At 45.1% G+C, this 25,302-nt stretch carries 26 protein-coding genes; 10 read left to right on the forward strand and 16 right to left on the reverse strand.

Annotated features, from left to right (window positions below; translation table 11 throughout):
• Positions 1 to 50: 50 nt before the first annotated feature.
• Positions 51 to 758, reverse strand: coding sequence for a PepSY domain-containing protein (locus MHN09_RS13700; protein WP_239241094.1), 708 nt, complete (start codon positions 756 to 758; stop codon positions 51 to 53).
• A gap of 89 nt (positions 759 to 847) precedes the next feature.
• Between MHN09_RS13700 and MHN09_RS13705 the strand changes: the two genes are divergently transcribed.
• On the forward strand, positions 848 to 1,318 hold the full coding sequence (locus MHN09_RS13705; protein ID WP_014948113.1) for an NYN domain-containing protein: 471 nt from the start codon (positions 848 to 850) through the stop codon (positions 1,316 to 1,318).
• Positions 1,319 to 1,474: 156 nt separating this feature from the next.
• Here MHN09_RS13705 and ggt read toward each other — a convergent pair whose 3' ends face one another.
• Together ggt and MHN09_RS13715 are read right to left on the reverse strand one after the other, a co-directional pair.
• Positions 1,475 to 3,193, reverse strand: a complete 1,719-nt coding sequence (ggt, locus tag MHN09_RS13710) for a gamma-glutamyltransferase (RefSeq protein ID WP_168533608.1) — start codon at positions 3,191 to 3,193, stop codon at positions 1,475 to 1,477.
• Positions 3,194 to 3,269: 76 nt separating this feature from the next.
• Positions 3,270 to 4,646: a Na+/H+ antiporter NhaC family protein gene (locus MHN09_RS13715; RefSeq protein WP_014975536.1), complete on the reverse strand. Its 1,377-nt coding sequence runs from the start codon at positions 4,644 to 4,646 to the stop codon at positions 3,270 to 3,272.
• A 196-nt stretch (positions 4,647 to 4,842) separates the two neighbouring features.
• Here MHN09_RS13715 and MHN09_RS13720 point away from each other — a divergent pair, with 196 nt between their 5' ends.
• On the forward strand, positions 4,843 to 6,816 hold the full coding sequence (locus MHN09_RS13720) for a glycoside hydrolase family 3 N-terminal domain-containing protein (RefSeq protein WP_239241096.1): 1,974 nt from the start codon (positions 4,843 to 4,845) through the stop codon (positions 6,814 to 6,816).
• 106 nt (positions 6,817 to 6,922) lie between these two features.
• Positions 6,923 to 7,993: a mechanosensitive ion channel domain-containing protein gene (locus MHN09_RS13725; RefSeq protein ID WP_239241098.1), complete on the forward strand. Its 1,071-nt coding sequence runs from the start codon at positions 6,923 to 6,925 to the stop codon at positions 7,991 to 7,993.
• Between the two features lie 159 nt (positions 7,994 to 8,152).
• Here MHN09_RS13725 and MHN09_RS13730 read toward each other — a convergent pair whose 3' ends face one another.
• Together MHN09_RS13730 and murQ are read right to left on the reverse strand one after the other, a co-directional pair.
• Positions 8,153 to 9,655, reverse strand: coding sequence for a DUF1343 domain-containing protein (locus MHN09_RS13730; RefSeq protein ID WP_239241100.1), 1,503 nt, complete (start codon positions 9,653 to 9,655; stop codon positions 8,153 to 8,155).
• 18 nt (positions 9,656 to 9,673) lie between these two features.
• Entirely contained in the window at positions 9,674 to 10,687 is a 1,014-nt protein-coding gene (murQ, locus tag MHN09_RS13735) for an N-acetylmuramic acid 6-phosphate etherase (protein ID WP_239241102.1), read from the reverse strand.
• 190 nt (positions 10,688 to 10,877) lie between these two features.
• Here murQ and alr point away from each other — a divergent pair, with 190 nt between their 5' ends.
• On the forward strand, positions 10,878 to 11,954 hold the full coding sequence (gene alr, locus MHN09_RS13740) for an alanine racemase (RefSeq protein WP_239241104.1): 1,077 nt from the start codon (positions 10,878 to 10,880) through the stop codon (positions 11,952 to 11,954).
• Positions 11,955 to 12,379: 425 nt separating this feature from the next.
• Here the strand turns inward: alr and MHN09_RS13745 are convergent, their stop codons facing one another.
• The 4 genes from MHN09_RS13745 to MHN09_RS13760 form a co-directional block, all read right to left on the reverse strand.
• Positions 12,380 to 13,105 carry a YitT family protein gene (locus MHN09_RS13745; RefSeq protein ID WP_014948121.1) on the reverse strand — a complete coding sequence of 242 codons (726 nt, stop codon included), beginning with the start codon at positions 13,103 to 13,105 and terminating at the stop codon, positions 12,380 to 12,382.
• 222 nt (positions 13,106 to 13,327) lie between these two features.
• Positions 13,328 to 13,639 (reverse strand): hypothetical protein, encoded by a 312-nt coding sequence (locus tag MHN09_RS13750; RefSeq protein WP_014948122.1) that lies wholly within the window; start codon positions 13,637 to 13,639, stop codon positions 13,328 to 13,330.
• A 92-nt stretch (positions 13,640 to 13,731) separates the two neighbouring features.
• The gene (locus tag MHN09_RS13755) at positions 13,732 to 14,118 is read right to left on the reverse strand and encodes a VOC family protein (RefSeq protein ID WP_039225021.1); all 387 of its coding nucleotides are present in this window, start codon (positions 14,116 to 14,118) and stop codon (positions 13,732 to 13,734) included.
• Between the two features lie 48 nt (positions 14,119 to 14,166).
• Positions 14,167 to 14,421 carry a Rho-binding antiterminator gene (locus tag MHN09_RS13760; protein WP_014948124.1) on the reverse strand — a complete coding sequence of 85 codons (255 nt, stop codon included), beginning with the start codon at positions 14,419 to 14,421 and terminating at the stop codon, positions 14,167 to 14,169.
• A gap of 344 nt (positions 14,422 to 14,765) precedes the next feature.
• On the opposite strand from MHN09_RS13760, the gene MHN09_RS13765 reads away from it, so the two are divergent.
• From MHN09_RS13765 to MHN09_RS13785, 5 genes are all read left to right on the forward strand, one after another.
• On the forward strand, positions 14,766 to 15,884 hold the full coding sequence (locus MHN09_RS13765; RefSeq protein ID WP_014975544.1) for a porin: 1,119 nt from the start codon (positions 14,766 to 14,768) through the stop codon (positions 15,882 to 15,884).
• A 19-nt stretch (positions 15,885 to 15,903) separates the two neighbouring features.
• Positions 15,904 to 16,701: a transporter substrate-binding domain-containing protein gene (locus tag MHN09_RS13770; RefSeq protein ID WP_014975545.1), complete on the forward strand. Its 798-nt coding sequence runs from the start codon at positions 15,904 to 15,906 to the stop codon at positions 16,699 to 16,701.
• A 145-nt stretch (positions 16,702 to 16,846) separates the two neighbouring features.
• The gene (locus tag MHN09_RS13775; protein ID WP_239241106.1) at positions 16,847 to 18,184 is read left to right on the forward strand and encodes an alginate export family protein; all 1,338 of its coding nucleotides are present in this window, start codon (positions 16,847 to 16,849) and stop codon (positions 18,182 to 18,184) included.
• Between the two features lie 142 nt (positions 18,185 to 18,326).
• Positions 18,327 to 19,598 carry a divalent metal cation transporter gene (locus MHN09_RS13780; RefSeq protein ID WP_239241108.1) on the forward strand — a complete coding sequence of 424 codons (1,272 nt, stop codon included), beginning with the start codon at positions 18,327 to 18,329 and terminating at the stop codon, positions 19,596 to 19,598.
• A gap of 150 nt (positions 19,599 to 19,748) precedes the next feature.
• The gene (locus MHN09_RS13785) at positions 19,749 to 20,216 is read left to right on the forward strand and encodes a hypothetical protein (protein WP_014948129.1); all 468 of its coding nucleotides are present in this window, start codon (positions 19,749 to 19,751) and stop codon (positions 20,214 to 20,216) included.
• A 9-nt stretch (positions 20,217 to 20,225) separates the two neighbouring features.
• Here the strand turns inward: MHN09_RS13785 and glyA are convergent, their stop codons facing one another.
• The gene (gene glyA / locus MHN09_RS13790) at positions 20,226 to 21,482 is read right to left on the reverse strand and encodes a serine hydroxymethyltransferase (protein ID WP_239241110.1); all 1,257 of its coding nucleotides are present in this window, start codon (positions 21,480 to 21,482) and stop codon (positions 20,226 to 20,228) included.
• A 171-nt stretch (positions 21,483 to 21,653) separates the two neighbouring features.
• Between glyA and MHN09_RS13795 the strand changes: the two genes are divergently transcribed.
• Positions 21,654 to 22,511 (forward strand): LysR family transcriptional regulator, encoded by an 858-nt coding sequence (locus MHN09_RS13795; protein WP_014978205.1) that lies wholly within the window; start codon positions 21,654 to 21,656, stop codon positions 22,509 to 22,511.
• A gap of 89 nt (positions 22,512 to 22,600) precedes the next feature.
• Here MHN09_RS13795 and MHN09_RS13800 read toward each other — a convergent pair whose 3' ends face one another.
• The 6 genes from MHN09_RS13800 to MHN09_RS13825 all read right to left on the reverse strand — a co-directional run bounded on the left by MHN09_RS13800 (position 22,601) and on the right by MHN09_RS13825 (position 25,177).
• On the reverse strand, positions 22,601 to 22,930 hold the full coding sequence (locus tag MHN09_RS13800) for a zinc ribbon domain-containing protein YjdM (protein WP_014948132.1): 330 nt from the start codon (positions 22,928 to 22,930) through the stop codon (positions 22,601 to 22,603).
• Between the two features lie 24 nt (positions 22,931 to 22,954).
• Complete coding sequence (locus MHN09_RS13805; RefSeq protein WP_014948133.1) at positions 22,955 to 23,410, reverse strand: GNAT family N-acetyltransferase; 456 nt, start codon at positions 23,408 to 23,410, stop codon at positions 22,955 to 22,957.
• Between the two features lie 52 nt (positions 23,411 to 23,462).
• A complete protein-coding gene (locus MHN09_RS13810) occupies positions 23,463 to 23,891 on the reverse strand; it encodes a GNAT family N-acetyltransferase (protein ID WP_239241112.1) in 429 nt (142 codons plus the stop codon).
• A gap of 35 nt (positions 23,892 to 23,926) precedes the next feature.
• A complete protein-coding gene (locus tag MHN09_RS13815) occupies positions 23,927 to 24,259 on the reverse strand; it encodes a YnfA family protein (protein ID WP_157160426.1) in 333 nt (110 codons plus the stop codon).
• Positions 24,260 to 24,359: 100 nt separating this feature from the next.
• Positions 24,360 to 24,611, reverse strand: coding sequence for a hypothetical protein (locus MHN09_RS13820; protein ID WP_014948136.1), 252 nt, complete (start codon positions 24,609 to 24,611; stop codon positions 24,360 to 24,362).
• 332 nt (positions 24,612 to 24,943) lie between these two features.
• A complete protein-coding gene (locus tag MHN09_RS13825; RefSeq protein WP_239241114.1) occupies positions 24,944 to 25,177 on the reverse strand; it encodes a DUF6429 family protein in 234 nt (77 codons plus the stop codon).
• Positions 25,178 to 25,302: the final 125 nt, after the last annotated feature.

The raw sequence follows: 25,302 nt of genomic DNA on the forward strand, positions 1-25,302 counted from the left end.
ATGGGGGCAGTTGCTCTTTGCCGTACATCAAAGAGCTGCCTGATACTAGGCTAGCGCTTCTTCTTTTTTGGTTTGAAGCGCTTATATAAAAGCGCAACACCTGTAAGGGTGAACAAAAAAGCGCTGCCCGAAAAAGCAATTAACCACGGCGTGTTAAAGTTACTTCTGTCCTTATAATCCATTATGTGCAGCATCCACATAAAATCAAACAGCCGCCATGCGTCGGTACGTACGCGCAGAACACTGCCTGTGTTTGGGTCGATATAAAACCGCGAATTAAGGTCGTCATCGAAGTTTACCTGCCATAATGGCGCAGACAGGTTTTGCACTTCTTGAGGTAACACGCTTAATAGCTGGGTCTCACCAATATCGCCAGTACCTGCGTATTGCCCTTTTGCTGCTTTACGAATAGCGCTTTGTTGCATGGTTTGCAAAGCTTCACCTGTTAATGCGCTGTAGCGATAGGCAATGTTGTCATCCACGACATGATAAACAGGAATAGCATTGAGCGAGCCCGGTTCTGCGAGGCCTACTTCATTTATGCGATGGGTGAGTGATAGCACCGCAGTGCTGCTGTGGTTACGCAAAATATCAGAAGGAGTAACGGAAGCGCTGTGCCATGATGTGGTTACCCTGTTCCTTAAATGGTTACCTCTTACTTCATCTATGGGTAACCAGGCCATAACCAAGCCGTTTAAAAACCATAGGCCTATTTGTACAAATAGTATTAAGCCTAGGTAGTTGTGCGCTTTGCGCATAAATTTCATCATCAGGTTTTTTGGTTTTATTATCAAAAGGCTATAACATCAGAAAACAATAACCGAGTAAACCGAAGAAGAGAGTGGTTTTGAATAAAGCATTAGTGCTGGTAGACGTACAAAATGTGTATTACACCTGCCGTCAGGCGTACAAACGCAACTTTAATTACAACCAGTTTTGGCGTGAACTTACCTACAACTTGGATATAGCCCATGCTTTCGCATACGCCATAGACAGGGGTGACAGCAAGCAGCGTGAATTTCAAAACATTCTTCGTGCTATTGGATTTGAAGTAAAGTTAAAGCCTTTCATTCAACGTGCTGACGGCTCGGCGAAAGGTGACTGGGATGTAGGTATAACAGTAGATGCACTTGAACACGCCGACGATGTTGATGAGATCATTTTGGTGTCGGGCGACGGCGATTTCGATATTCTTGTAAACGCCCTTAAAGCAAAAGGGAAAACCGTAACGGTGTACGGTGTTCCTGCATTAACGGCTGAAAGTATTCAAAAAGTGGCGTCTAAGTACGTGCCTATCGACGCCACGCTGTTGCTGTAGTTATCAGCTTGTACTTTGTTCAAGGCTGAACTAATTACGCTGAGCCCTCAAAGCTACACTAATGGAGCTCAGCTAATGTGGCTGAGCTAACAGCCCTGTGCTAATACGGTTGTACTAAGACGGCTGTGTAAATACGACTGTGTTAATAAGGCTGTACTAATATGGTTGTACTAGGCTCTTACCTCGTCCGCTTTTTTCAGATGCGGCTTCTACACCCTCTTTAGTACGCTTAATTAAATGTACATCACCAAAGCGACGGTTATCTATGGTATAGCCCATTGCTTTAAGCTCATTTACCGTTGCCTCTGTAAACCCGTCGTGCATACGAATGGTGTCTTTGGGCAATAGCTGGTGATGAAACCGTGGTGAGTTCACGGCTTCTTCAGCGCTCATATCGTAAAGCAGGGCATTCAATAGCGACTGAGTTACTGACGAAATAATGGTAGTGCCGCCAGGAGAGCCTGTTACCAGTACCACTTGGTCGTCTTTAGTGACCAGTGTTGGCGTCATAGAAGACAGCATGCGCTTGTAAGGTTCAATAGCATTCGCCTCACCACCCACTGCGCCAAAGAAGTTAGGCACGCCAGGCTTAGCACTAAAATCGTCCATTTCATCATTCAACAAAAAGCCAGCACCAGTCACAACAACACCACTACCAAAAGTAAGGTTGATGGTCGTTGTATTAGCAACAGCGTTACCCCATCTGTCCATAATGGAGAAGTGGGTTGTATCTTCGCTTTCTTTTAAACCAGGCTTAACGCTTGGGGTATCAGAAATACTGGTAGGCTGAATATCTGCTGCGCGTTGAGTAATATAGTTAGCGTCAGTGAGCGCTTTTACCGGAACACTAACAAAATCAGGATCGCCCATGTATTCAGCGCGATCGGCAAACACGCGCTTACCAATTTCTGACATAACGTGAATGTATTCAGTACTGTTTTGCGCTGGCAAATCGTGCGTTGCGTCATAGGCTTCTAGCATGCCGATCCACTGGGCAACGGCAACACCACCAGAGCTTGGAGGAGGTGCGGTCACCAGCTCATAACCTTGCCAGTTTAGGTGAAGAGGTTTGCGCCACACTGCTTTGTAAGCCAGTAAGTCTTCATAGGTAATAAGGCCGCCGTTTTGCTGCATAAAATCAACAATATGCTTTGCTACATCGCCTTTGTAAAAGCCATCCTTTCCCTGTTGCTGAATCGCTTTAAGCGTTTTCGCTAGCTCAGGCTGTTTGAAGGTAGTACCTGCTTTAGCGTGTGCAAAATACTCGCTAAAGTTGTTATTGATAGCTGCTTCTTTGGTACGCTCAATATAGTGATCAATGTTATTGGCCAGCTTCTCGTGAACCACAAAACCTTGCTCGGCCAAATCAACGGCTGGTGCGAGTAGACGCTCCCAATCCAATGTGCCGTATTTTTTATGCGCGGCCCACATACCAGCAACGGTACCAGGAATGCCAGACGCTTTAGCCCCAAACAAAGACTCATGCGGTTTTACGTTACCTTGCTCGTCAAGATACATATCGCGATGCGCATTTTCAGGTGCCATTTCACGGTAATCTAGAAAGTCGGTGTTATCTTTAAACTTTATTGTCATAAAGCCGCCACCGCCTACATTGCCCGCCTCAGGTAGAGTAACAGCCAAGACAAACTGTGCCGTAATAGCAGCATCAATTGCGTTACCACCTTCTTGGAGTACCTGCATTGCAGCATCGGCACTGTAGCTGTCAGGCATGGCAACGGCCTGTTGGCTAAGCCCTACTGTATTGTTGCTAGCACTATCAACAGGGGGATTTGGCGCATGGGAACACGCTGCCACTACTGAAATAAATGCCACTATTACCGAGATAAACCCGATGTTAGCTATCCGCTTTTTCATTACAAACTCCTTGTTACAGACATTGCTAAACCTTTGCGATTAGCAACTGACTTCCAGCAAACTTTAATCAACGGCATTAACCAAGCATGACCAAGCTTGCTACAAAATAGGCAATAAGCGTAAGTGCGCCCGCAAATAGTGCGTAGGGAAACTGAGTTTTAACGTGCGTTAATACGTCAGTACCTGCTGCTAGCGAAGATACGGCAGTAGTGTCGGAAATAGGTGAACAGTGATCACCAAATATGCCGCCCCCCAAAATAGCGCCAATGACCAGTGAAGGGGGTAACCCTAAACTTTGAATCAGCGGCACACCAATAGGAATTAGGATGGCGAATGTGCCCCATGACGTGCCTGTGGTAAACGACATGATCGCTCCGGCAATAAATAGCATGGGAACAATAAGCACTAAAGGAAGATACTCTCCCACTATGCCCGCGACAAACACGCCTGTTCCAAGCACCTTAAGGCTATTGCCTAAGGTTAACGACAGTAACACTATGGTTACTAGAGGAAGTAGTTCACCCATCCCTTTAAAACCAATTTCTACCGCTTCCTTGTGGGTAAAACGCTTGTGGATTAAGAGCAGACCATAGGCAATGGCAGTGGCAAGAGCCGTAGCGTAAAGTACAGATTTGCTCCCGCTGCCTTCAGACAATACGCCATTACCTGTCCAGAACATGAAGCCAACCATGCTTAATACCATTATTATTAGCGGTACCAACATAAAACGTGCCTTGGTGGCAGGTTCCGTAGTTTGGTTAACCTCTACATGCGTTAGTGCTTTTTCTTCCTCAGCCATGGGGCCATGCACTTTGTCAGCGGAAATAGTGTAGGCCACAATAAGTAAGGTGAAGATAGCGTAAAAGTTAAAAAATACGCTGCCCCATAAAATTGAGGCTGACGAAGCTGGTAGCTCGTATGCATCGAGCAGGCTGAGTATAAATGCCCCCCAGCCGTTCAATAAAATCAAAATACAAACGGGCGCGCTGGTGGAGTCGATGATGTAGGCTAAGCGCGCGCGGCTCATGCCGAAACGGTCAAACAGACCTCGGGCGAATATGCCGGCAGTGAGCACACTTAAGTTTGATTCTATGAATACGGCGATGCCAGTGAACATGGTCAAGCCGCCAACTTGTTTGCGACTCTTTGCTACCCCTTTGTTTACTAGAAAGTTGACCGTTGCCGTTACTCCGCCAGAGTCACGTATAAATGCGAGCAACGCGCCCACTAGTACAGAGAAAATAAGCACCCGTGTATTGCCAGGACTCGCGGCGGTATCAACCACGCGCTCTATGGCATTAATGGGCGCCATATAGCTGCTAGCGATATCAGCATTTACCAAAATTAACGCTTCCGCGCACAAAACCGCCAGCGCTAATGCGAGTATGACTTCTTTTTTCCAAAAGACGACGGCAATAGCCACAAGAGGGGGGATGACTGACATCCAATCCATACTTCTTTCCAAACTTAAATTTATGTGTGCCTAGGACTTGTCGAGCTTTGGTAAGTTACTACGCTCTACTTGCCCTATAGGTATGTCTATTTGCGTAAGAGAATGTGTGATTGCAGTTCAAAGTTGGCGAACATGCTTCTCTCATTTATGCTAGCGTACCGTATTGTGCTTCGTGTTACCAAGGATTAGATAAACATTGTTATTCCAGCAAGTTATTTGTAAAAAACGTGCTTCATTGATGGGCCTTAGCGCTATCTTGTCAGGCATACTCATTTTATTAAGTGCTTCACTGTTTACTGCTAGCGCAACCGCTCAATCTGAAAGTGCTAACGCTTCGAATAATCCTAAGCCCAGCGCTGATGCCGAAACAATTCGCGCTGTAAAAAACATGCTCGGGCAAAAAATCATTTTGGATTTTCGCTATTTCTGTGAAGACAATACGCCGTCTTCGCGCTGCCGTACGCCCATGACCGTAATTCCACCGTCACTTTTAAATGTGCTTAGTACGCACAACATCGGCGGTGTTATTTTGTTTTCAGAGAACATTCAAAATACCGAGCAGTTAATTACGCTCAATTACACCATGCAGCAGCATATGGTAAAAGCAGGTCGTCAGCCGTTATTTATTGCTGTCGATCAAGAAGGGGGCAGAGTAGCAAGGTTGCCTTCAGACATGCTCTCGCCGTTTGCGGGTAACATGGCCATTGGCGCCACTTTTCATCAGCGAGGCAGCGCATTTGCGCAAAGTGTGGCATCTCATATTGGCCAAACGCTTTTACCGCTGGGAATAAACACCAATTTTGCGCCGTCGGTTGATGTAAATAGCGAGCCGAAGAACCCCGTTATTAACGTACGCAGCTTTTCGGAAAATCCAGAGCAGGTAGCCGCACTCGGGCAGACATTTGTCAGTGCTATGCAAAGTACAGGTGTAATGAGCGCTATCAAACATTTTCCAGGCCATGGTGATACCCATGTAGATAGCCACAGTGGCCTGCCGCAAGTAACGCATAGCAAAGCGCAAGCTATGGCGGGTGACATCCTTCCTTTTGCGAATATCATTAATAGTGCAACGCCTCCTGCAATGGTAATGAGTGCACACATTCAGTACCCGTCTTTAGACGATACGACAATTATTGATAAGCATGGTAAGTCACAAATAGTTCCTGCTACTTTGTCGAAGAAGATACTAAGCAATTTGCTTCGCAACCAATTAGGATATCAAGGCCTTATCGTTACTGACGCGTTAGACATGGCAGGTATTACTCAGTTTTTCTCCCATGAAGAAGCATTAGTCAGTGCATTCAGCGCAGGTGCTGATATTGCGCTTATGCCGTTCACCATAAGAAACCAAGACGACATAAAAAAGTTCGCGTTACTTATGGATAATGCAGCAAATCGAATCTCAGAAAGCGCTTTCTTGAAAGCGTCTCATAATCGTATTATTAAGGCAAAACAGCGCTTTGCTTTGCAAAGTTTTATTTCCAAGCCCATGTCATGGTGGCTCAATGAAGCGAAAGAAAATGCTTCAATGAATAATCCTAACAGTTTGAAAAACCGAGGAATTCAAATTGAGAAAGCGCTTTCTAAATCGTCAGTTTCTGTACTCTTCGGGAAGGATGAGTTGCCAATAACTTCAAATCGCTGGTTGGCGCTTATGCCAGACGCAGCAAGATGTTTAGCATTTGAAGCCGCGCTTACACGCGCACGTTCCAACTTCAACAATAAGACTCTGGAGTTTGCGTGTTTGCCGTTAACTGCGTTACCTAAAACCCAATTAGCAATGAATCTACTAAAACAAGCTGACGTGCTGGTGGTTGGTAATATTAGTCCGCTACATGCTAACTATGAATTAGGAGGAGTCGATTTACCTGAGCATGTGAAACGACGCGCAAGCGAGACTGAGGTGATGGCATTTAGCAAAAAAATAATGGTTGCTGCGAAAGCACAGAATAAAACCGTGGTCTTTGCTCCACTGCGCATGCCATATAAAGCGCATGACGTGAAAGAGCTAGCCGATGTTGCTATTGCTACATTTAGTTATGCGGTGAACATTACACAGCAAAGTGATAAAGAAAATCAGCACGTTACGAGCTATAGTCTTAATGCTTTGGTTGATGTAATACTTGGTAGCGCGCTCGCTGAGGGACGTTCACCTGTTTCGTTGAAATAGGTGGCCACGCGAAAGCAGAGACCAAGACCAAAGATATTGCCCATTTAAGTGCGAACTAAGAGCCAAGCCAAAAGCCATTTCAAAAGCGATTTCAAAAGGAAATACCGTGAATACAACAAATACATCAGGTGCTACGCAAACTTCATTAGTCGATACGGTATTAAGTGCGTTGTTCCCTTTTGTTCCGCTTCTTGTCGCTATTGTATTGGTAATAAGTGCGCTCATCGCACTGCACTACCTTCTGCTAGCCAAGCAGAGCCATCTTACTAGTGAGCAGAAGTTACCTCGCCAAGTTGGAATGTTGGTACTTACTATCATTGGCGCTGTTGTAATTGCAATGACGCTCCCTGTAAGTGAGAGTACTAGAAATCAGGTTATTGCACTTATCGGCGTACTTATATCAGGTGTGATTGCCTTTTCTTCTACCACCATGGTAGGGAATTTGATGGCGGGGATCGTACTTCGTGTAAATCGTCCGTTTAAAGTGGGTGACTTTATCAAGGTAGAAGGCTACAGCGGTCGCGTTACCGAAATGGGCTTGCTCGATGTGGAAATTCAGACTGAGAGCAGAGAGCTTATTGCCTTTGCCAATACGCTGATGGTGAATTCGCCCGTTTCTGTGACCAGAGCGTCTGGCGCAATTGTTAGTGTAGATATCAGCTTAGGTTACGATATACATCACAGCATTATTGAAAAGCACTTACTTGTTGCAGCTGAAAATGCCCAGCTGTCAGAGCCATTTGTACAAGTAGTTGGGTTAGGCGACTTTTCAGTAAGTTATCGCATTTCAGGTCTACTAACTGAAGTGAAGAGTTTGCTGAGCGCGCGCTCAAGGCTTCATAAAGCCGTACTCGACGCTTTGCATAATGCCGATATTGAAATTGTTTCTCCTAGCTTTATGAATCAACGCCCCCAGCCCGACGGTTTGAAAATGATAGCTAAATCGCCTGGACACACTAAACAAGAAGAAGCATCTCCTGAAGATGTTATTTTTGACAAAGCTGAAGAGGCCGAGCAAAAAGAAAAAAGTAAAGAAACGCTGATGCAGACGATCGCCGATATTGATGTAAAAATCGCTGAGAGTGACGGCGAAAACAGAGATCAGCTTAAACATCAAAAAGCCACCGCTGAAGCTCAGCTCGCAGCTTTGGTAAAAACAAAAAATGAAGAAGGTTAGTTTTCACTAACTTTTTTAGCTTCAAATAAAGCTGTGTTTATGTGGGTGTGAGTGTTTACTTACATGTTGTATGTTAAGTTTGGCATCGCTATCGCTTCCTCCACATTTACCTTGATAAGAAACCTCAAATCCTCAAGGCTAAAAACGTTTATCTGTACATCAATCCGTGTCTTCGTAAAGCAGGTATGCTTTTCGTTTTTCTCTAAATTTGCTTAACTCTTTCTGCCAACTCTGGCGAATTTCTGCAGGCGTTTTACCGGCTTGAATTTGATATCGTAGCGCATCGGTACCCGCTAATTTGTCGAAGAAATCTGGGCGAGTAAAGAAGGTTTCTTCAGAGGCATTACTGGCGCTGATCATCTTGTTATATTCAGAAAAACGAGAATAGGCATCTATCAATGTAGCGATATCTAAGCCACTAATTGGTGAGCGCTTGTGAGTTGTTTGCTTAGAGTCAGAGCCTTCAAAGATCGTTGGATCAGCATAAGAAAAGACATGTGCACTTAGCAGAGTATTTTCATGTTTAGGGTGGGGCGCTGCGCTATTTGCATTTACCGGTATCTCGGTTTTACCAAATTCAACAAACGGGTGGCCAATAAGTTGGAAGGGAAAGTCAGTGCCGCGACCTATACTCACGTCGGTGCCCTCAAAAAAGCACAGCGTTGGATAAAGGAGTATCGATAAATCGTTTGGCAGATTAGGGCTAGGGGCTACGGGCAATGAATAATGTGCAGTGCGTTGATAATTCTGCACTGGGACAACGGTAAGCTTAGCGTTGTCATAACTGCTCACGTCAATATCTAACCACTGTTCCCCCACAATCATTTGAGCAAGTTCGCCCAAGGTCATACCGTGTAAGACGGGAATAGGATGCATGCCAATGAACGACGAAAATTCAGATTGAAGTACTGGGCCGTCAACATAACGGCCGTTAGGATTTGGCCTATCTAACACGATAACGTCGATATTACGCGCAAATGCCGCCTCCAACACATAGTGCAAGGTGCTTAAATAGGTATAAAAGCGTACGCCTACATCCTGAATATCGAAAACAATCACATCGATGCCATCCAACATGTCGGGGGTAGGCTTTTTGGTTGCGCCGTAAAGGGAGTGAATAGGTATACCGGTTTTAGCATCAATATTGCTATCTACTTTTTCGCCGGCGCCTTTGTCTCCTCTAAATCCGTGCTCCGGCGACATAATACTTACAACATTAACACTGCGTTGAAGAAGGGCATCAAGCAGGTGCTGATTGCGCTGGCTTGTCTTTATCTTATTTTTTTGTGCAGCCAAGCTGTTGCTCGATTCGCGCTCTTCAGGCTCAACCGTGCTAGAAGGCAATGCGCTGTGGCTCGAAACCAACGCGCTTTGGTTTACCACCAAACTAACCCGTTTACCTGCTAGCAAGGGCAGGTATTTCGAATAGCGTTCAGCGCCTACAGTAAACTGCTTAGTGCTTGATACAGGCTGCTTTCCTATTAGTGTAGGATGCTTCGCGTTGCCACCTGTATCGCTTGTATATACATGTGTAGATAAGCTTTGCTGTGCACAGCCGTTAAGCGATAAGCTAATTAGTGCTAGAGAAAGTACTGCAATGAATGCGCTCGACGTTAGGCGTCTAAAAACCTTATTAAATGTGACCGAAGTTAAAACTTTCATAGCATTAGGCTACCGTGCTTATTCGCTTTTATTCACGGCGGAACGTAAATACCCACCGCTAGCATCTAATTGAGCGGCGGCCTGCTCGGCAGATTGCCCCGTTAATACCATTAAAATAGCAACTTTAGCTTTGTTGTTACACGCACTAAGCGCTGCTAAAGCAGCATTTTCACTGCAGTCCGTAGCCTGCATAACAATGCGAAGCGCACGGGCTTTTAGTTTTTCGTTAGTGGCATTCACATCTACCATTAAGTTTTGATAGGTTTTCCCCAGCTTAATCATTGTGCTGGTGCTAATCATATTAAGAATTAGCTTTTGCGCCGTACCCGACTTCATGCGCGTACTGCCAGTAAGTGCCTCAGGGCCAACAACTGGGCATATAGCTACATCAGCATGGGTAAAAATAGCGGCGTTAGGGCTACATGCAATAGCGCCGGTAAAGCAGCCAAGCGAACGGGCATATTCCAGTGCGCCACTTACATAGGGTGTACGACCGCTTGCCGAAATACCAATAACGGTATCGTTGTGGTTTAAGGACAGCGCTACAAGATCAGCACGCCCCGCGTCGACGTCATCTTCTGCACCTTCTACGGCGTGCTGAATGGCTTTTTCACCGCCAGCCATCACGCCAACAACCAGTTCATCAGGCACGCTAAACGTGGGGCGGCACTCTACCGCATCAAGTATGCCCAGCCTGCCGCTGGTCCCCGCGCCTATATAAATAAGCCTGCCACCATTTTTAATGCTAATGGTTGCAGCATCCACCGCTTTTCCAATTTGCGGAATTTGCGAGGTAACTGCGTTTGCCACTTTCGCGTCTTCGTTGTTAATGCGGGCAAGAATGCCTTCCGTGCTTAGCGTGTCTATATCGAGGGTGTCTGGGTTTCTGCCTTCTGACACAATTTTATTCAGTGACTGGGCTAATTCGTTAACGGTGGGCTTATTACCTGCCGCTTGATTGTCAGTACTGACTGTATTTTTAATACTGGCGTTGGCGGATGATTCTGAAGTATAAGAATTGTGCGAAGACATTAAAAACCTTGGGGCAACGAAATTGTGATAATGAGCTAGCGCAAAGCATAACGGTATTTTATGCCATAAGAAACCTTGCGTTAGATGGTACGTTTTTCATTATTAATCCTGCGCAGCTAATCCGTTTCTCGTGGTACACTTTGGCTTTCGATATTCTTTCTCATTAAACATTTAAGGAACGTGTTTTTCTGTGAGCCGACAAACGCAAGCTATCATTCATGCTGATGCCCTTTTACATAATTTTAAAGCCCTTGCTGCTTTAGCGCCCTCAAGTCAGTCTATGGCGGTAGTAAAGGCCGACGCTTATGGTCATGGAGCAGTAAATGTAGCGCGCATTCTTCAGCATGTTTCTTCGCGTTTTGCCGTAGCAATAATTGAAGAAGCCATTGCGCTTCGCGACGCGGGAATTTCTGCGCCTATTGTGGTGTTAGAAGGGGCACATCAGGCAAAAGAGTGCCAAATGGCATTTCAGCATAACTGTATATTAGTTATGCACTGCGAAGAACAGCTTACGTGGTTAGAAAGCTGCCCCGAACAGCAGCGCCCGCATATTTGGCTTAAAGTGGATAGCGGCATGCACCGGTTGGGTTTTGCCCTTTTCGATATCGAAGGGATTGCTGCTAAGTACAATCATTTACTTAGCGAGCAAACGGTTATTGCTACGCACTTTGCGTGCGCTGACGATGTAGATAATAATTTTACCAACACGCAAATCGATGCGTTCAAACAAGTAGCGAGTAAATTGGACTTGCCAACCAGCGTGGCTAATTCTCCCGCCACGGTAAACTGGCCTGCAAGTCGAAATGCTTGGAACCGTTTAGGTGTGGGGGTTTATGGCGGTGCCGTTTCTACCTCACAAAATCTCGACATTGAAATCTACCCTGCCATGACACTTCGCTCCAGTGTATTAGCGGTACGAACCATACCGGCAGGCGAGGGAATTGGTTATGGTCAAACCTGGGTAGCAAGTAAGCCCAGCAAAATTGCAACCGTTGGCATTGGTTATGCCGATGGCTATCCAAGACACTGCAAAAACGGTACGCCGGTAATGATTAGAGGTAAACGCGCCTATTTAGCTGGCCGCGTTTCTATGGACATGATCACAATCGATGTAACTCATATCGACAACGTCGCGGTGGGCGATGAAGTTGAGCTCTGGGGGCAGAATGTACCAATTCAGGAAGTTGCGGCTAATGCTGACACTATCGACTACGAATTAATGACCCGCGTTTCTCAACGGGTGCCGCGCATTGTAAAATACCTTTAACTTTCAAAGCAGTGCCAATTTGGCCAATCTTTATATAAGTTTTAATAAAGCACTATTCATTAAAAGAATGAGACTTTTACCCCCATTTTGAGCCTATACTGTATCGGCTTGGTCGCGGGATTGCGGTGAATGTTTCGCCTCCAACTGTGCTGAGCAACAACTCATAAGTGAGGTTTGTATGCGTACTTCGTTTTCTCGTCCAAGAGTGAACCGTGGAGTAGTAAGTCGACCGTCAAGACCTGTTCAGAAGAAGCAATAGGTTTGTTATAGGCGTCTAGGAATACAAATAAAAGATACAAGAAAGCCCGGTTAGGTTGTGCCTAACCGGGCTTTTTATTTGTTGCCCTAATCATCGCTGCTGTCTCTTTTTGAGGGGAGTAAGAGCGAAAACTTATGACCGAATGACAAAGACTGGCTGAGTAAATTTAGCCGTTTTGTGCGCGAAGCTCGCTGTCTAAGCACTGTTCTAGGCTGTTTTCAGCACGATTTTCCAAGTGATTGGTATCGGCATTGTTTGACTCAGCGTTTGCCTTTTTTGATTCAGATTCGCCTTGTACTGGAAAGTAACGCTCTGGTCTATGGTTAAGCGAAATAACCATGTTCAAACAAAATGCCGCTAAAATTGAAATCAGCACTAAAGGCCAAGCGATGAAAAACAGAGCACTAAGTAATATACAGCTATCTACGGTTAGCTGGAATGTACCGGCTCTAATATTGAAACGCTGTTGTAAATAGAACGCCATAATACCAACGCCACCAAGGCTTGAGCTATGACGAAACATCATCAGCATACCTACACCAATTAAAATACCGCCAAATACCGCCGCGAAAAATGGATTTACGTGGCTAATATCCACAAACGCTGGAATTTGCTCAGTTAGTACAGAAACCGTGGTGACGGATATAAAGGTGTTAATGGTGAAACGCTTGCTAATTTGCGTCCAAGCTAGGGTGTAAAACGGTAAGTTAATCAGAAAGAATAGCAAGCCGAAGTCCATATCTACGGCATAAGTACCTAATAGCGCTAAGCCTGCCGCGCCACCTACCATTAAGTCTTGAGACTGAAATAAATATACGCCAAAAGCAACAAACAAGCCGGCGCTTATCAGGGCGAAAACATCCTCGATGACACTGTGTTTTGTTTTTTGCATAAGAAAAAGTTTGCGTTAAGAAGACACAGCGTAATTATACGTTTACAACACAGTAGGTTACAGCGAGATGAAAAGTTAACTCGCTGCGATAAATGGCGGAAGGTAAGTTTGCCTTTACGACTTTTAGCGCACCGGTGAATAGGGTGTTGCGTCGATGTAAACGTTGCACCAAGCTGGTTCACATAAAACGCAAAAAGTAGAGGAAGCTGCTAGGGATTTTGATTACTCAACAATAGAGAATACAACGGTATCTTGCTTATTAAACTCTACACTGCATTTCATAATGCCTAAGTGTAGAGGGCTATATGCTTCAATTTTGCTGCCATTTGCAACAAACTCTGTATCCCACAACAATAAGTTTGCAGTATCTAGCTGGCGTTCGACACTTTTTTTCGATACGCCAGGCGTAAAATTATCGCAGAGAATTATGACTTCGCGCCTTGCTTCTATCCAATAAAACGTCGTAGTGATCAACAGTGCTATTGCCGCTATTGCAACAACATCAGCAATAATGGAACGCTTCATGGCCTGCACGTGCTACTTCTCCTCTACTTCCTTACACTATTCATTTAAAACCTTGCCGCAAAAAATATCGCAACGACAAGGCGCACTTATATAAAGTGCAATTAGGTGGTTTGGATCAAATCCCACTTATTGCCAAACTTATCTCTAAAGATGGCTACCGTACCATACACTTCTTCCCGAGGGGTTTCTAAAAATGCCACCCCTTTGCTTTGCATGGCATTGAAGTCGCGCCAGAAGTCGTCAGTATTCAAAATTAAAAATACTTTATCGGCGGCTTGGCTGCCAATGAGTGCCCTTTCTGTGTCATTTTTTGCTTGCGCCAACAACAAGCTCGTAGCACTGTGTGGTGGGGTTACCAGAACAAAACGCGAGTTTTCGCCGGTTACTTTGTCTTCGGTTAAGGTAAAGTTTAAAACCGTGGTGAAGTATTCAACGGCACTGTCGTAGTCGTCTACAAAAAAAGTAATGGCCGAGAGGTTTTGCGTCATAAATCAGGATCACTTTGAAAGTTAAGCTAAGTTAGCTGCGCATACTACCTAAAAGCTGACTGAGCTGAAATGCGGGTTGTCAGTTATTGCATCAAGTTGAGCGATTTCATTAAGCGCAATATTTTGCGTGGTTTTGTCGATGGACATTTGAATACACTCTGTGGCCACGTCGTTGCGTTTATCGATAACTGTGGTCAGTGCTGTACCCTTTACCGTATTCCCGTCTTTTAATACTACGCTCACCTCAAGCCCATACATGCAGGCAATTTCGATGTAGTCGTAAAGCTGGCACGCTATGTTCACATATTCCCCTATTCACTGTTCAAGTGGCGACCAATTAGTAGAGTAGACCTGACGTTCACAGCAAAACTTTCCGCATCTACCGCGCATACATAGCGCTTTACTTTCCACAGTAAACGACCAATGTTTAAATGCCGCCGCCTTGCGGGGGGCGATTAATTTCCATGAGTCACTTCACAGAAGTCTGACCTTAACAAATGATCTTTTTTTAAGGTTTGCTCAGTATTGTTAGTACTGAAGGATTTATTTTGGTGCGCGATACACCTAAGCGCTTGAACGCCCCTCATGTTTCTTAGAGGCATTTTTTAGCAAAGGGTTCCCGCCAAAAATTCAATACAGGAACAGTAATGAACAAGCTACTATCCGCATTTTCTTTAGTTTCAATAGCCTCGTGCACCTCAAGCTTCGCAAATGCCGACGAACTTCCCTTTAATTTAAGCGGTCATGTTAGGGTTAACTACGGGCATCAAGACTGGCAAATTCCCGAGTTTAGAGATGGTTTCGAATTTGAATCATTCAAACTTGGCGTGTCGGGTGAGTCAGATCAATTTAGCTATAAAGCCGAATATCGATGGTACGAAAACACCGACTTCGACACAGTAAGGTTCGCCGACCTGACTTATCATTTCGATGAGCAAACCGAGATTACAGCAGGTATAACCCAAACACCGTTTGGTTTGCAGCCCTTTGCCAGTAACAACTTTTGGTTCTCGGTAAATTATTATCTTGGCTTCGAAGATGATTACGATGCTGGGGTGAAAATAAATCATGATTGGGGTAACTGGGATTTTCAAGCCGCCTATTTTATGAACGACGAGTACAACGATGCCGCTGAGTTTGGGCGCTATTCGTTCGACGTGGCGGACGACGGTGAATATCGAAATAAAGAAGACGGCCAATACAATTTACGTGCTAACTACACAGCAAACTTTATTCGCGGAGGCACTACCGATATTGGCGTGTCTTACCAATACGGCAACATCTTAAACCTGGATACCCTGGACGATGGTGATATGAATGCCTATGCCGTGCATATGCGCCATACCCAAGGCGACCTGAAGGTCGAACTGCAGTATATCGACTATGAATACGATTTGGCTGCACCAGAAGGGCAAGCGGACGATCGCATAGCGCTATCCTCTTTCACCTTTCCGTTCTTAGCCGCGGCCGACGGTAAAACCTATTCAGCAAACCTTGTGTACTCTGTGCCTTATAAGTTTACTCACATAGAATCACTTACTTGTTACTCAGAGTACAGCGTGGCAAAAGGTGAAGGAAGTGAAGGGAAAAACTCGTCGCAGTGGATAAACGGCTGTAGCTTTGGCTGGGATAAATTGTTTGTATATGTAGATAGTATCCAAGGCAAAAACATGTGGTTCTCAGGCGGTCCGGGCGTGGGACTCGACTTAGGTGGTAGACAAGAAACTACCCACCGCCTGAACATAAACCTTGGTATTTACTTCTAATCACTAACAGGACTTTGACATGCGATTACTATTAATAGCGACATTTATACTAGCGCTAGTTCCAATGCAAAGTTTTGCCCATGCGTGGATGAAACTGCGAATAGCGACCACAGAGTATGCCCCTTATACGTCAACTGATATGCAGCACGACGGTTATATCAATCACATAATCGCTGATGCGTTTTTAGAAACAGGCGTTGTGGTTGAGTTTGTATCTTTACCCTGGGAAGAAGCGCTTGAAGCAACGCTAAAAGGCGAATACGACGCCATCTCATACGGCAATTTTGTGCGCGCCCGGGAAAGTGAGTTTTTCCACAGTAACCCTATTAGTGCGGAAAGCTTGGTGTTTTATGTTAATGCTGAAAAGGGTCCTGATACTTGGGCTGAATTAAGCGACTTAAAAGACCTAAAGATGGGCGTAACGGAAGGGTATTTATACAACGATGAACTTGCCGCTTACATTAAAAGCAGCAGTAATGTTGTGGAAAGTGCCACAGACAAAGACAATTTACAGGCGCTGATTGACGGTAAAATTGACGTTTTTCCCATTGATGAGTTAACCGGATGGTACTTGCTTCAGCGTGATTTCGATAGTGGCGACCGCAGAGATGTGATGCCCATTAAGCCGTTTATCTCAACTGTAACCACGCATCTGTTAGTGCCTAAAGGCGAAAGTGACAGTCAGCTTATTTTGTCGCTATTTAATAAAGGGTTAGAAGAGTTAACGCTGGACGGAAAACTGACCCGCTTTAAACGCCTTCTAAAAGAAGGCTACTATCAGCACCCGCAGAAAAAAGTGAATTTTGACAGACGCTAGCTGGCGTTTCAGGCCTAAGGGGCTATACAAAAGCCCCGCTGGCTAAACGCCAAAGGCATAAGAAATTAAACTAAAAGGGCAGTGCGATAATAAAAATAATCTATATACTTCAGTGCAACGATACTGATGTAATGGTTATTTCCTAATGCGCAGCCCTTTATTTGTGCGACTTTACGGGCGTGGTCGTTTTCGCTCGCTGTTGAGCACATGCCTTCTGCTAATACTCGTTGTTATTTCCCCGTTAGCCAACGCGTCGAGTGATGAAATAGCCTTTGATGTCTCTGGCTCGTTTAGAGTGCGCTACGAGTCGTTGAATAACCCTATATTTCCTACCTCTTCAGCTGCTCGAGAACAAAGTAATCAGCGTCTTTCAACACGCTTTATCGTGAATTCTACGGTAAGTTATCAAAACCTCGCGGCAACGATCGAAATACGTGACTCGCGAGTGTTTCTGGATGAAAACGATCCAACGCTAACGGCCAATCAGGTTAATACACTAGAGCCTACACAGTTTTTTATCACCTACAAACCTGAACGAGAATCAGGCTTACACGAAGTGTCTGCGATAAAAGTAGGGCGTATGGAGCTCGACTACGGCAGTCGCAGGCTATTGGCCAAAACAGCCTATCGCAATGCCACCAATAGCTATGATGGAATTGTGGTGGAAGCAAGAGTTGCAGATTGGCAAGTACATGGCGTGTACGTGCTGCCGGTATCTCGCTTTCCTACTGACAGTGAAAGTCTGGACGGGAACGAACGCGCGTTCGACAAAAGCTTTAGCGAACGAAAATTCTTTGGTGTGTACGCTGCGTCAAAAGACAACAACGTTAAGCTGCAAAGCTACTGGTTAAAAGAAGACGATAGTGAAGCACTTGCCACCAAAAACCGTGATTTGTACACATTGAGTGTGGACTATACCCAGCCTTTCGATAATGGCCTGATAACAAATATAGAGGTGGTGGGGCAAACGGGAACTTCTTATCAAACCGCATCTGCTAACGATACAGACGAGAAAGACGTTCGTGCATATATGCTGTTTGGTTATGTTGGGAAACAGATTACAGACAACACCTTTCTTAGAGCTGAAGTTGACTATATCAGTGGCGACAACGACATAAGCGATGACACAATCTCTGACTTTGATACCTTATACGGCGTGAGACGTTTTGATTTCGGACCTACTGATGTATATCAGGCTATGCCACGTAGAAACCTAAAAGCGGTGGGGCTTCGAAGCGTGTCTAAGCCAGCAAAAGCGCACAATATTATGCTTGGTTACAAAGCCATGTGGTACCAAAAAGCACCTCAAGACGTGGACAGTTTCATTGGCCATCAAGTGGAAGCTCGCTGGCGTTATCAAGTGCGACCCGAGTTGCGATTAGTGCTAGGTGGAGCCTACCTCAAAAAAGGAGAGGGTTTTGCGCGTGGAGATTACAGCGACAACAGCGCCTTTTTATTCACTGGCGCTTTGTATACCTTTTAAAATCTCCGGCTAAATAGCCCGCGTAAACTGGGTACAGCTGCTTACACTACAAGCCTTGCAGATGAGCGCGTACTCTCTTTTCTGTTTATTATATTACTGATATGGTTAACGGCTATTTTGAAATGCCCTTTTAGAGGTTGCCTTGTCGTATTCAGCTGAAACATCGTTTTTTGCCCGTTGTATTGCATTATTAAAATTGCTCGGCCCGGGTGTGCTTATGGCAACAGCGGCGGTAGGCGGTAGTCACTTAGTAGCATCAACTCAAGCGGGGGCGAAGTTTGGTTGGCAGTTAGCGCTGCTTATATTGGTAGTTAACTTACTCAAATACCCATTCTTTAGAGCAGGCGTTAGCTACACCATCAGTACAAAACAAACCCTTCAGCAAGGGTACTTGGGAATGGGACGACGATATTTGGCCATTGCCTTGGGTTTGAATACCATTGCGTCGGTGGTCAATGCTGCAGCGCTGTTGTTGTTTGCAGCAAGCTTATTGTCGTATTTTATTCCTTTCGATATCGCCATAACGTTGTCCGCTTCAGTGGTTTTGGCACTTATTTTAATCATTCTACTCGCTGGCCATTTTGAAGGATTGGACAATATCGCCAAAGGCATAATGGGCGTGCTTGTGGTGGCGACAGTCGCCGTATTCGTGGTGGCACTAAGCAATTACTCTGCTTCACCAGCACCTGCCGTGGCGCCGCCTTCGCCTTGGACGCTCGCTACATTAGGCTTTTTAGTCGTCACAATGGGGTGGATGCCCGCACCTATTGAAATATCGTCCATTACTTCACTTTGGTTAAAGCGCCAGTGCAAAGGGCAAGCCGTAACGCCAAAGTCGGCCCTTTTCGATTTTAATTTAGGTTATGCAGTGACGGTGCTACTCGCATTGTTGTTTTTGGGCTTAGGTGCATTAATTTTGTATGGCAGCGGTACAGAGCTAAGTACCAGCGGTATCGGCTTTTCCCATCAGTTAATTAGTATGTACTCATCAACCATTGGACAGTGGGCGCATTGGCTTATCGCACTGGTTGCATTTTTGTGCATATTTGGTTCGGCGCTAACCGTTTACGATGGTTATGCGAGGGTGGTTGCTGAAGCAATAGCGCTTCTTTTTAAGAAAGACAAAAACGCACGAAATACGCTGGTAACGCCGGTGTTACTGTTCATGGCAGTGGCGAGTTTTATCATTGTGTTGTTCTTTAAATCTGCGCTATTGGCAATGTTAAGTTTTGCGATGACGCTGGCTTTTGTTACGACTCCAATGTTTGCTTGGCTTAACCATAAGCTTGTGGCACAAACCAAGCTTCATCAAGACGCGGCACCAAACGTAATAGTGAAGCTGCTTAGCTATTTAGGCCTAATCTATCTATTTGGGTTTCTAATGGTGTTTATTTGGTGGAAGTGGCTTAGCTAGCCACTTCCTACCGTAACGAGAGCGCAAAGCACTTTAGGTGCTTCGCAAGTTTCACCTTAGTAAATTAGTTTAATTACGCGCACTTATGCGAGCCCTAGCGCAATACTCATCTATACTGTAGATGACATCGTTTGAGGAGTTCGCAGTTTGGTGCGTGGCAAAAAACTATTTCCTTCAACCCTTTTATTATGGGGTAAGCGTATCATGCTGCTTTCGCTTATGAGTGCGGCAATGTGGGGCTGTTCAAAAGAACCGCAGCAAACTATCCACTGGCACAATGCTTACGATATTGAGCGCGAACTTCATCTTTTGGGGCAGCAAGAAGACCCTCGCGAAATCTACAAAAGGCTTCAAGGTATTAAGCAACAAGCTTCGCTACAGCTTTCTCAAATGCGTGAAGCAGGTAATCAGGACCCGTTATTTAGGGAATGGTTGGAGTCGCTACGCATTAGCTTATCGTTAGCCCCCTTGTACGGCGATACCATTGAAACGTGTAGCGTGTGGCAAGGCGCCATGGAAGACGCTTGGGGAGTGGGAATAGTGCAGTTTAATGAACGAGCCAAACTCGTGTGGCGGGTAATGGTGGCTACCTGCAACGCACGAGTTCGCTCGGTATAGTACTAGGTTTTACTTAGTATAAACGGGGCGAGCCGCTGTTAGCGTTGCCACTTTATCTATCACTTGCTGTACTACTGCATTGTCTTCTGGCGCTGTTAACACATCACAAATCCAATGGGCTAATTGAGCACAGTCTTCTTCACTAAAATTGCGTGAAGTGACCGCAGGTGTGCCAATTCGAATACCACTTGTAACGAATGGCGACTGCGGATCGTTGGGTACTGTGTTCTTATTTACCGTTATATTCACGCTATTTAATATCGCGTCGGCTTCTTTCCCCGTCATTCCTTTACTTACAAGACTTAGCAGGAACATGTGGTTGTCGGTTCCATTAGATACTACGTCAAAGCCACGCTTCATAAACACATCAGCCATAGCTTGTGCATTAATGACTACCTGCTTTTGATAAGCGCGGAACTCTGCTGTCATGGCTTCTTTAAGCGCTACCGCTTTTGCGGCAATAACGTGCATAAGTGGGCCACCCTGAATGCCAGGGAAAATTAATGAATTGAATTTCCTTTCAAGCTCGGGGTTTGACTTACACATAATAAGCCCGCCACGAGGACCACGTAGTGTTTTATGGGTAGTAGTAGTAACCACGTGAGCCGCGTTAATTGGCGAGGGATAAACACCGGCCGCAACAAGGCCTGCAACATGTGCCATATCTACGAGTAAATACGCGCCTACGCTATCAGCGATGTCTCTAAACTTCTGCCAGTCGACCACGCGAGAGTAAGCAGAAAAGCCCGCTACAATCATTTTTGGTTTGTGCTCTTGAGCCAGGGCTTCTACTTGGTCATAGTCAATTTCACCAGTTTCTGTGTTCAAGCCATACTGAATCGCGTTGTATAGTTTTCCCGAGAAGTTAGGCTTTGCACCGTGTGTGAGGTGCCCACCGTGATCAAGGCTCAACCCAAGAATGGTATCGCCCGGGTTTAATAGCGCCATATAAACTGCAGTATTCGCTTGAGAGCCAGAGTGAGGCTGCACATTCACATAGTCCGCTTCAAACAATGCTTTAGCTCTGTCGATAGCAAGCTGTTCTACTTTGTCCACCGCCTCGCAGCCACCGTAATAGCGCTTGCCCGGATAGCCTTCTGCATACTTATTAGTTAGCTGACTGCCTTGCGCCTGCATAACCGCTTTGCTGGTGTAGTTCTCCGATGCAATCAGTTCAATGTGATGTTCTTGGCGTTCGTTTTCTTGCGCAATAAATGCTGCGATATCTGGGTCTTGTTCGTGAAGGTGCTGGTTAAGTGGGTTCATGCTGGCTCCTAAATGTCATTATTTTGTATCTGATACTAGGAGTGTAAAAAGAATAAATAAAATTAATAAAAAATATGGCATTATAACTTTATTAAATGGCCTTGTGAGCAAGTTTGGCACTAGTAAGGCAAAACAGCAGGCAAAGCTAATAGAGAGGTGTACAGCAAAGTAATGAAAAACTTATCGATAGATTTTCTGCGTTCGTTCGTGCTTATTGCACAGACGGGTAGCTACACTCAATGTGCGGAGCAGCTTCAGCGCACACAGCCTGCCATTAGCTTACAGATAAAAAAACTAGAAGAAATGATTGGGGAAAAGCTATTTTCCCGCGACAAAAATCGCTTGGCACTAACTGGCGCTGGTAGTCGCTTATTGTCGTATGGTGAAAAGATAGTGGCACTGAACGATCAGGCGATGGCCGAATTCGGCAAACCGCAGGTTACGGGAAATATTCGGTTAGGCATTCCTAGCGAATTTAGTACAACGCTTATGCCTAAAATTATTCGACGGTTCACGCAAACCTATCCGGAAATATCGCTAGAGGTGCATTGTGCGCTAAGTAAAGACTTACTTAGTGAGCCGCTTAAAAGTCAGTTCGATTTAATTCTTTCGCTACAAGAAACACCTGATCCTCAGCAAGACGGCTACATCATTTCAGATCAACTGGTATGGGTGGGGAGTCAGCGCTTTGTAAATAGCGTGCCTGCTAAACTGCCTATTATTGCAGCACCTTCGCCGTGTATTTACCGCAAGCGAGCAACCAATCTGTTATCGGCCATCAAAAAACCGTGGCAGGTGGTGTATACCATTGCTGACTTAAACGGCATACAAACGGCCATTAACGAAGGGCTGGGTATAACCGTTCTTGCAAAGAGTTCAGTGCCGCCTGGGCTACACGTTTTATCTAATTCAGAAAGTTTACCCGAGCTTGGGCATGTGGGTGTTTGTTTAGTTAACCCTCAGAAAGTGTCATCGAAAGCGATTAGCTTGCTTACTGAAACCATTACCAACGAAGTCGCAAATTTTTAACAGGAAATAGCAGGGGATAGCTAGCGCGCCTGCTAAACAACAAAAAGTAAGCGCGCCGAGAGGAGTAACAGCTTTTCAATAAAGGCCGTCTATGCCTTTTTAACAAACTGCGCAGTCAGCATCATTTCACCCGCGCCATCTACCTTACAGTCTAGCTGGTGGTCTTTGGCATCTTTCACGTGTCGGATAACGGCTTTGGTGCCAATTTTAAGTACCAACGAACTGCCTTTTACCTTCAAATCTTTTGCTAGCGTAATTTTGTCGCCGGCTACTAATGGTGTACCGTTGAAGTCTTTAGCTGAGACTTCCTCTTCTACCTCGTTCGGGTTCCACTCGTGTCCACATTCAGGGCAAATAAGTAGAGGCTGATCTTCGTATACATATTCTGATTGGCAATGCGGGCAAGGAGGTAACGACATGTGGAATTCTCTTAAAATACTAAATTAAAGCGCTCGGGTCATAAAGTGGCTGTTGGGATCGATTGAGTAACTGCCAAATGGACCGCAATCAACAAAACCAAACTTTTTGTATAGGGTTCTGGCCGCTAAAAAGTAGTCTTGCGTTCCCGTTTCTAAACTTACCGAACTAAACCCCTTCATTTTCGCATGTTCTAGGGCAAAAAGTAATAACTGAGACGCTACACCGCATCCTCTGAACGGTTTGGCTGTGCGCATAGATTTTAGCTCGGCGCTATGTGTATCAAGGGTTTTAATAGCGACGCAGCCCGCAAGCTGTTGCTGCTTCCAGCCACTAAAAAAAGTAATGTTCGAAGCTTTTAGTGCTTCAACATCTAATGCATGTACGCTCTCGGGTGGCGATGTAGCATACATATCAGACAAATGCTCTTCTAAAAGCGCTAGCACTTCTCCTCCGGTGAGATCATCAATAATAATCTTCATGTGCTTTGGCCTTTAGGTATATTCTGAGTAGACGGCGGTACAAGCCTGTTTGTTAAGTGCTTAAGGGTTTAGTCATGTTAAAAAAGCGGTCGTCTTCACTTTTAATGATAAATCCCACTTTTTTATAAAGCGAAACGGCAGGGCTAACTTTGAATACTCGTAAGTTAAGCGAGTTAGTATTGGCCCCTAATGCTAGTCTTTCTGCTTCTTCAATGGCAGCACTACCTATGCCTTTGTTCTGTGCTCTGGGTATGACCTGAAGGTCGCGCAATATACAGGTATTACCGTCGTATTGAAGGCGCATAACCCCCACCGTTTCGCTGTCTACTTGAATGTCGTAATTAATGAGCTCTGCGGTAACCCCAAGCACTTTTTCGGCGTCCCAATCAGGCGCAAACTGAGCGTAATAATCGCGCATGTTATTAAAGGTAAACTCAGCAGCCCTTGGTAGGTTCGTACTTGGAATAAAGGTAATCTTCATCGCGTTTTCTTCGTTATTTATTGCAAGCAAGACTCTTATCCGTGACTTCTTGGTGCGAACATAATTATCGCCATACCAATCAAAGCGACAAAGGTGCCCACCAAGTCCCATAACGTTGGCTTCACACCATCAATAAGCCAAAGCCACATAATAGCCATAAAAATATAAACACCACCGTAAGCCGCGTATACGCGCCCGGCAGCGGTCGGGTGCAGTGATAACAGCCAAGCAAAAAGCGCGAGCGATATAGCCGCTGGTACTAACAACCATATGGACTTATCTTCTTTCAACCATAAGTAGGGCAGATAGCATCCAACGATTTCAGCAAGTGCAGTAATAACAAACAAACCAATGGTTTTTAATTCCAACGGGCAGACCTCTTTTGAAATACTGCTGGTAAGCAAATAATACCTTTTGAAAAGGGCATTAAAGCGCTACTCGCACGCCATGCTAGGAAACTATCTTTCACTAGTTATCGTCGCTTTCAGAGCTAAACAAACCTCTAAAAAGCGCGGTAAGTGCTCCAGACACCGTATCTTCTATAGCATCGTTTTTATGGTCACGCTTTTTGCTGTATCGGTTAGTAGATTCTTCTCGCTGTCTTTTTTCAGCACTGGCACTAGCCCCATCAAGAAAGTCTCTTGCAGCTCTATCAGAAGTTGAAGCGCACCCTGTTGAGATTACACATATTGACAAGATTACTATCAATTTAATCTTCATGTTATCTAAATTCCTATCACCGTATAACGTCTAATAAAGGGCATATTAAAGTGGAGCGAAACAACGAATCGTTATGTACTTTGCTTGCTCATACCTCTAATTGCAAAGAAGTAATAGATTAAAAAACCCAACCACGAAAAGAAAAGGGAAATGGCCCCCCATGCTAACTTGTGTATGCCTAACTTTCTAATAACGGGCGCAGGCACGTAGGGCATAATGGCAAAGCCGCCCTGCGTGTATGCGTCCCAGCGAACGAAGTGAGTGCGTTAATTGGCTTGTTAGTTGCCACGCTGATACATCCTAGAGTAAAAGCTGAGCTATGCGCACAATGTTCACTCATTTTTGACGAATAACTTTTTGAATAGCTCTTCTGATTTGACGAGCCCTTCTTCAGTTAAAACAACAGACTTTGATTTGCCAACAGGGTCGTGAATATAACCTTTTTCATAAAGTCGGTCGGTGATACTCCAATCTATTTGCTTCCAAGCCCTACCAAACTTGTCGTGCAGAGTAAGGTAAAACAGAGCAAGTGCCGCTTCATCGATTTTATCTTCATCTATTTCCACTGCTGTCTCCATTTTCATGTGGCTACTAACTTTTCAATAACGGGCGCAGGCACGTAGGGCATAATGGCGAAGCCGCCCTGCGTGTATGCGTCCCAGCGAACGAAGTGAGCGAGTTTATTGAGTTG

Source organism: Alteromonas sp. MmMcT2-5, assembly GCF_022348315.1.
In the GTDB taxonomy this organism is placed as follows: domain Bacteria; phylum Pseudomonadota; class Gammaproteobacteria; order Enterobacterales; family Alteromonadaceae; genus Alteromonas; species Alteromonas macleodii.

Bases quoted from the DNA above. Each gene is read 5' to 3' on its own strand.
- MHN09_RS13800 (WP_014948132.1), bottom strand. From the start codon at position 22,930: ATGTCGTTACCTCCTTGCCCGCATTGCCAATCAGAATATGTATACGAA.
- MHN09_RS13745 (WP_014948121.1), bottom strand. From the start codon at position 13,105: ATGCAAAAAACAAAACACAGTGTCATCGAGGATGTTTTCGCCCTGATA.
- ggt (WP_168533608.1), bottom strand. From the start codon at position 3,193: ATGAAAAAGCGGATAGCTAACATCGGGTTTATCTCGGTAATAGTGGCA.
- MHN09_RS13730 (WP_239241100.1), bottom strand. From the start codon at position 9,655: ATGAAAGTTTTAACTTCGGTCACATTTAATAAGGTTTTTAGACGCCTA.
- MHN09_RS13775 (WP_239241106.1), top strand. From the start codon at position 16,847: ATGCGCAGCCCTTTATTTGTGCGACTTTACGGGCGTGGTCGTTTTCGC.
- MHN09_RS13820 (WP_014948136.1), bottom strand. From the start codon at position 24,611: ATGAAGATTAAATTGATAGTAATCTTGTCAATATGTGTAATCTCAACA.
- MHN09_RS13810 (WP_239241112.1), bottom strand. From the start codon at position 23,891: ATGAAGATTACCTTTATTCCAAGTACGAACCTACCAAGGGCTGCTGAG.
- MHN09_RS13700 (WP_239241094.1), bottom strand. From the start codon at position 758: ATGCGCAAAGCGCACAACTACCTAGGCTTAATACTATTTGTACAAATA.
- MHN09_RS13770 (WP_014975545.1), top strand. From the start codon at position 15,904: ATGCGATTACTATTAATAGCGACATTTATACTAGCGCTAGTTCCAATG.
- murQ (WP_239241102.1), bottom strand. From the start codon at position 10,687: ATGTCTTCGCACAATTCTTATACTTCAGAATCATCCGCCAACGCCAGT.
- MHN09_RS13715 (WP_014975536.1), bottom strand. From the start codon at position 4,646: ATGGATTGGATGTCAGTCATCCCCCCTCTTGTGGCTATTGCCGTCGTC.
- glyA (WP_239241110.1), bottom strand. From the start codon at position 21,482: ATGAACCCACTTAACCAGCACCTTCACGAACAAGACCCAGATATCGCA.
- MHN09_RS13795 (WP_014978205.1), top strand. From the start codon at position 21,654: ATGAAAAACTTATCGATAGATTTTCTGCGTTCGTTCGTGCTTATTGCA.
- MHN09_RS13805 (WP_014948133.1), bottom strand. From the start codon at position 23,410: ATGAAGATTATTATTGATGATCTCACCGGAGGAGAAGTGCTAGCGCTT.
- MHN09_RS13755 (WP_039225021.1), bottom strand. From the start codon at position 14,118: ATGACGCAAAACCTCTCGGCCATTACTTTTTTTGTAGACGACTACGAC.
- MHN09_RS13765 (WP_014975544.1), top strand. From the start codon at position 14,766: ATGAACAAGCTACTATCCGCATTTTCTTTAGTTTCAATAGCCTCGTGC.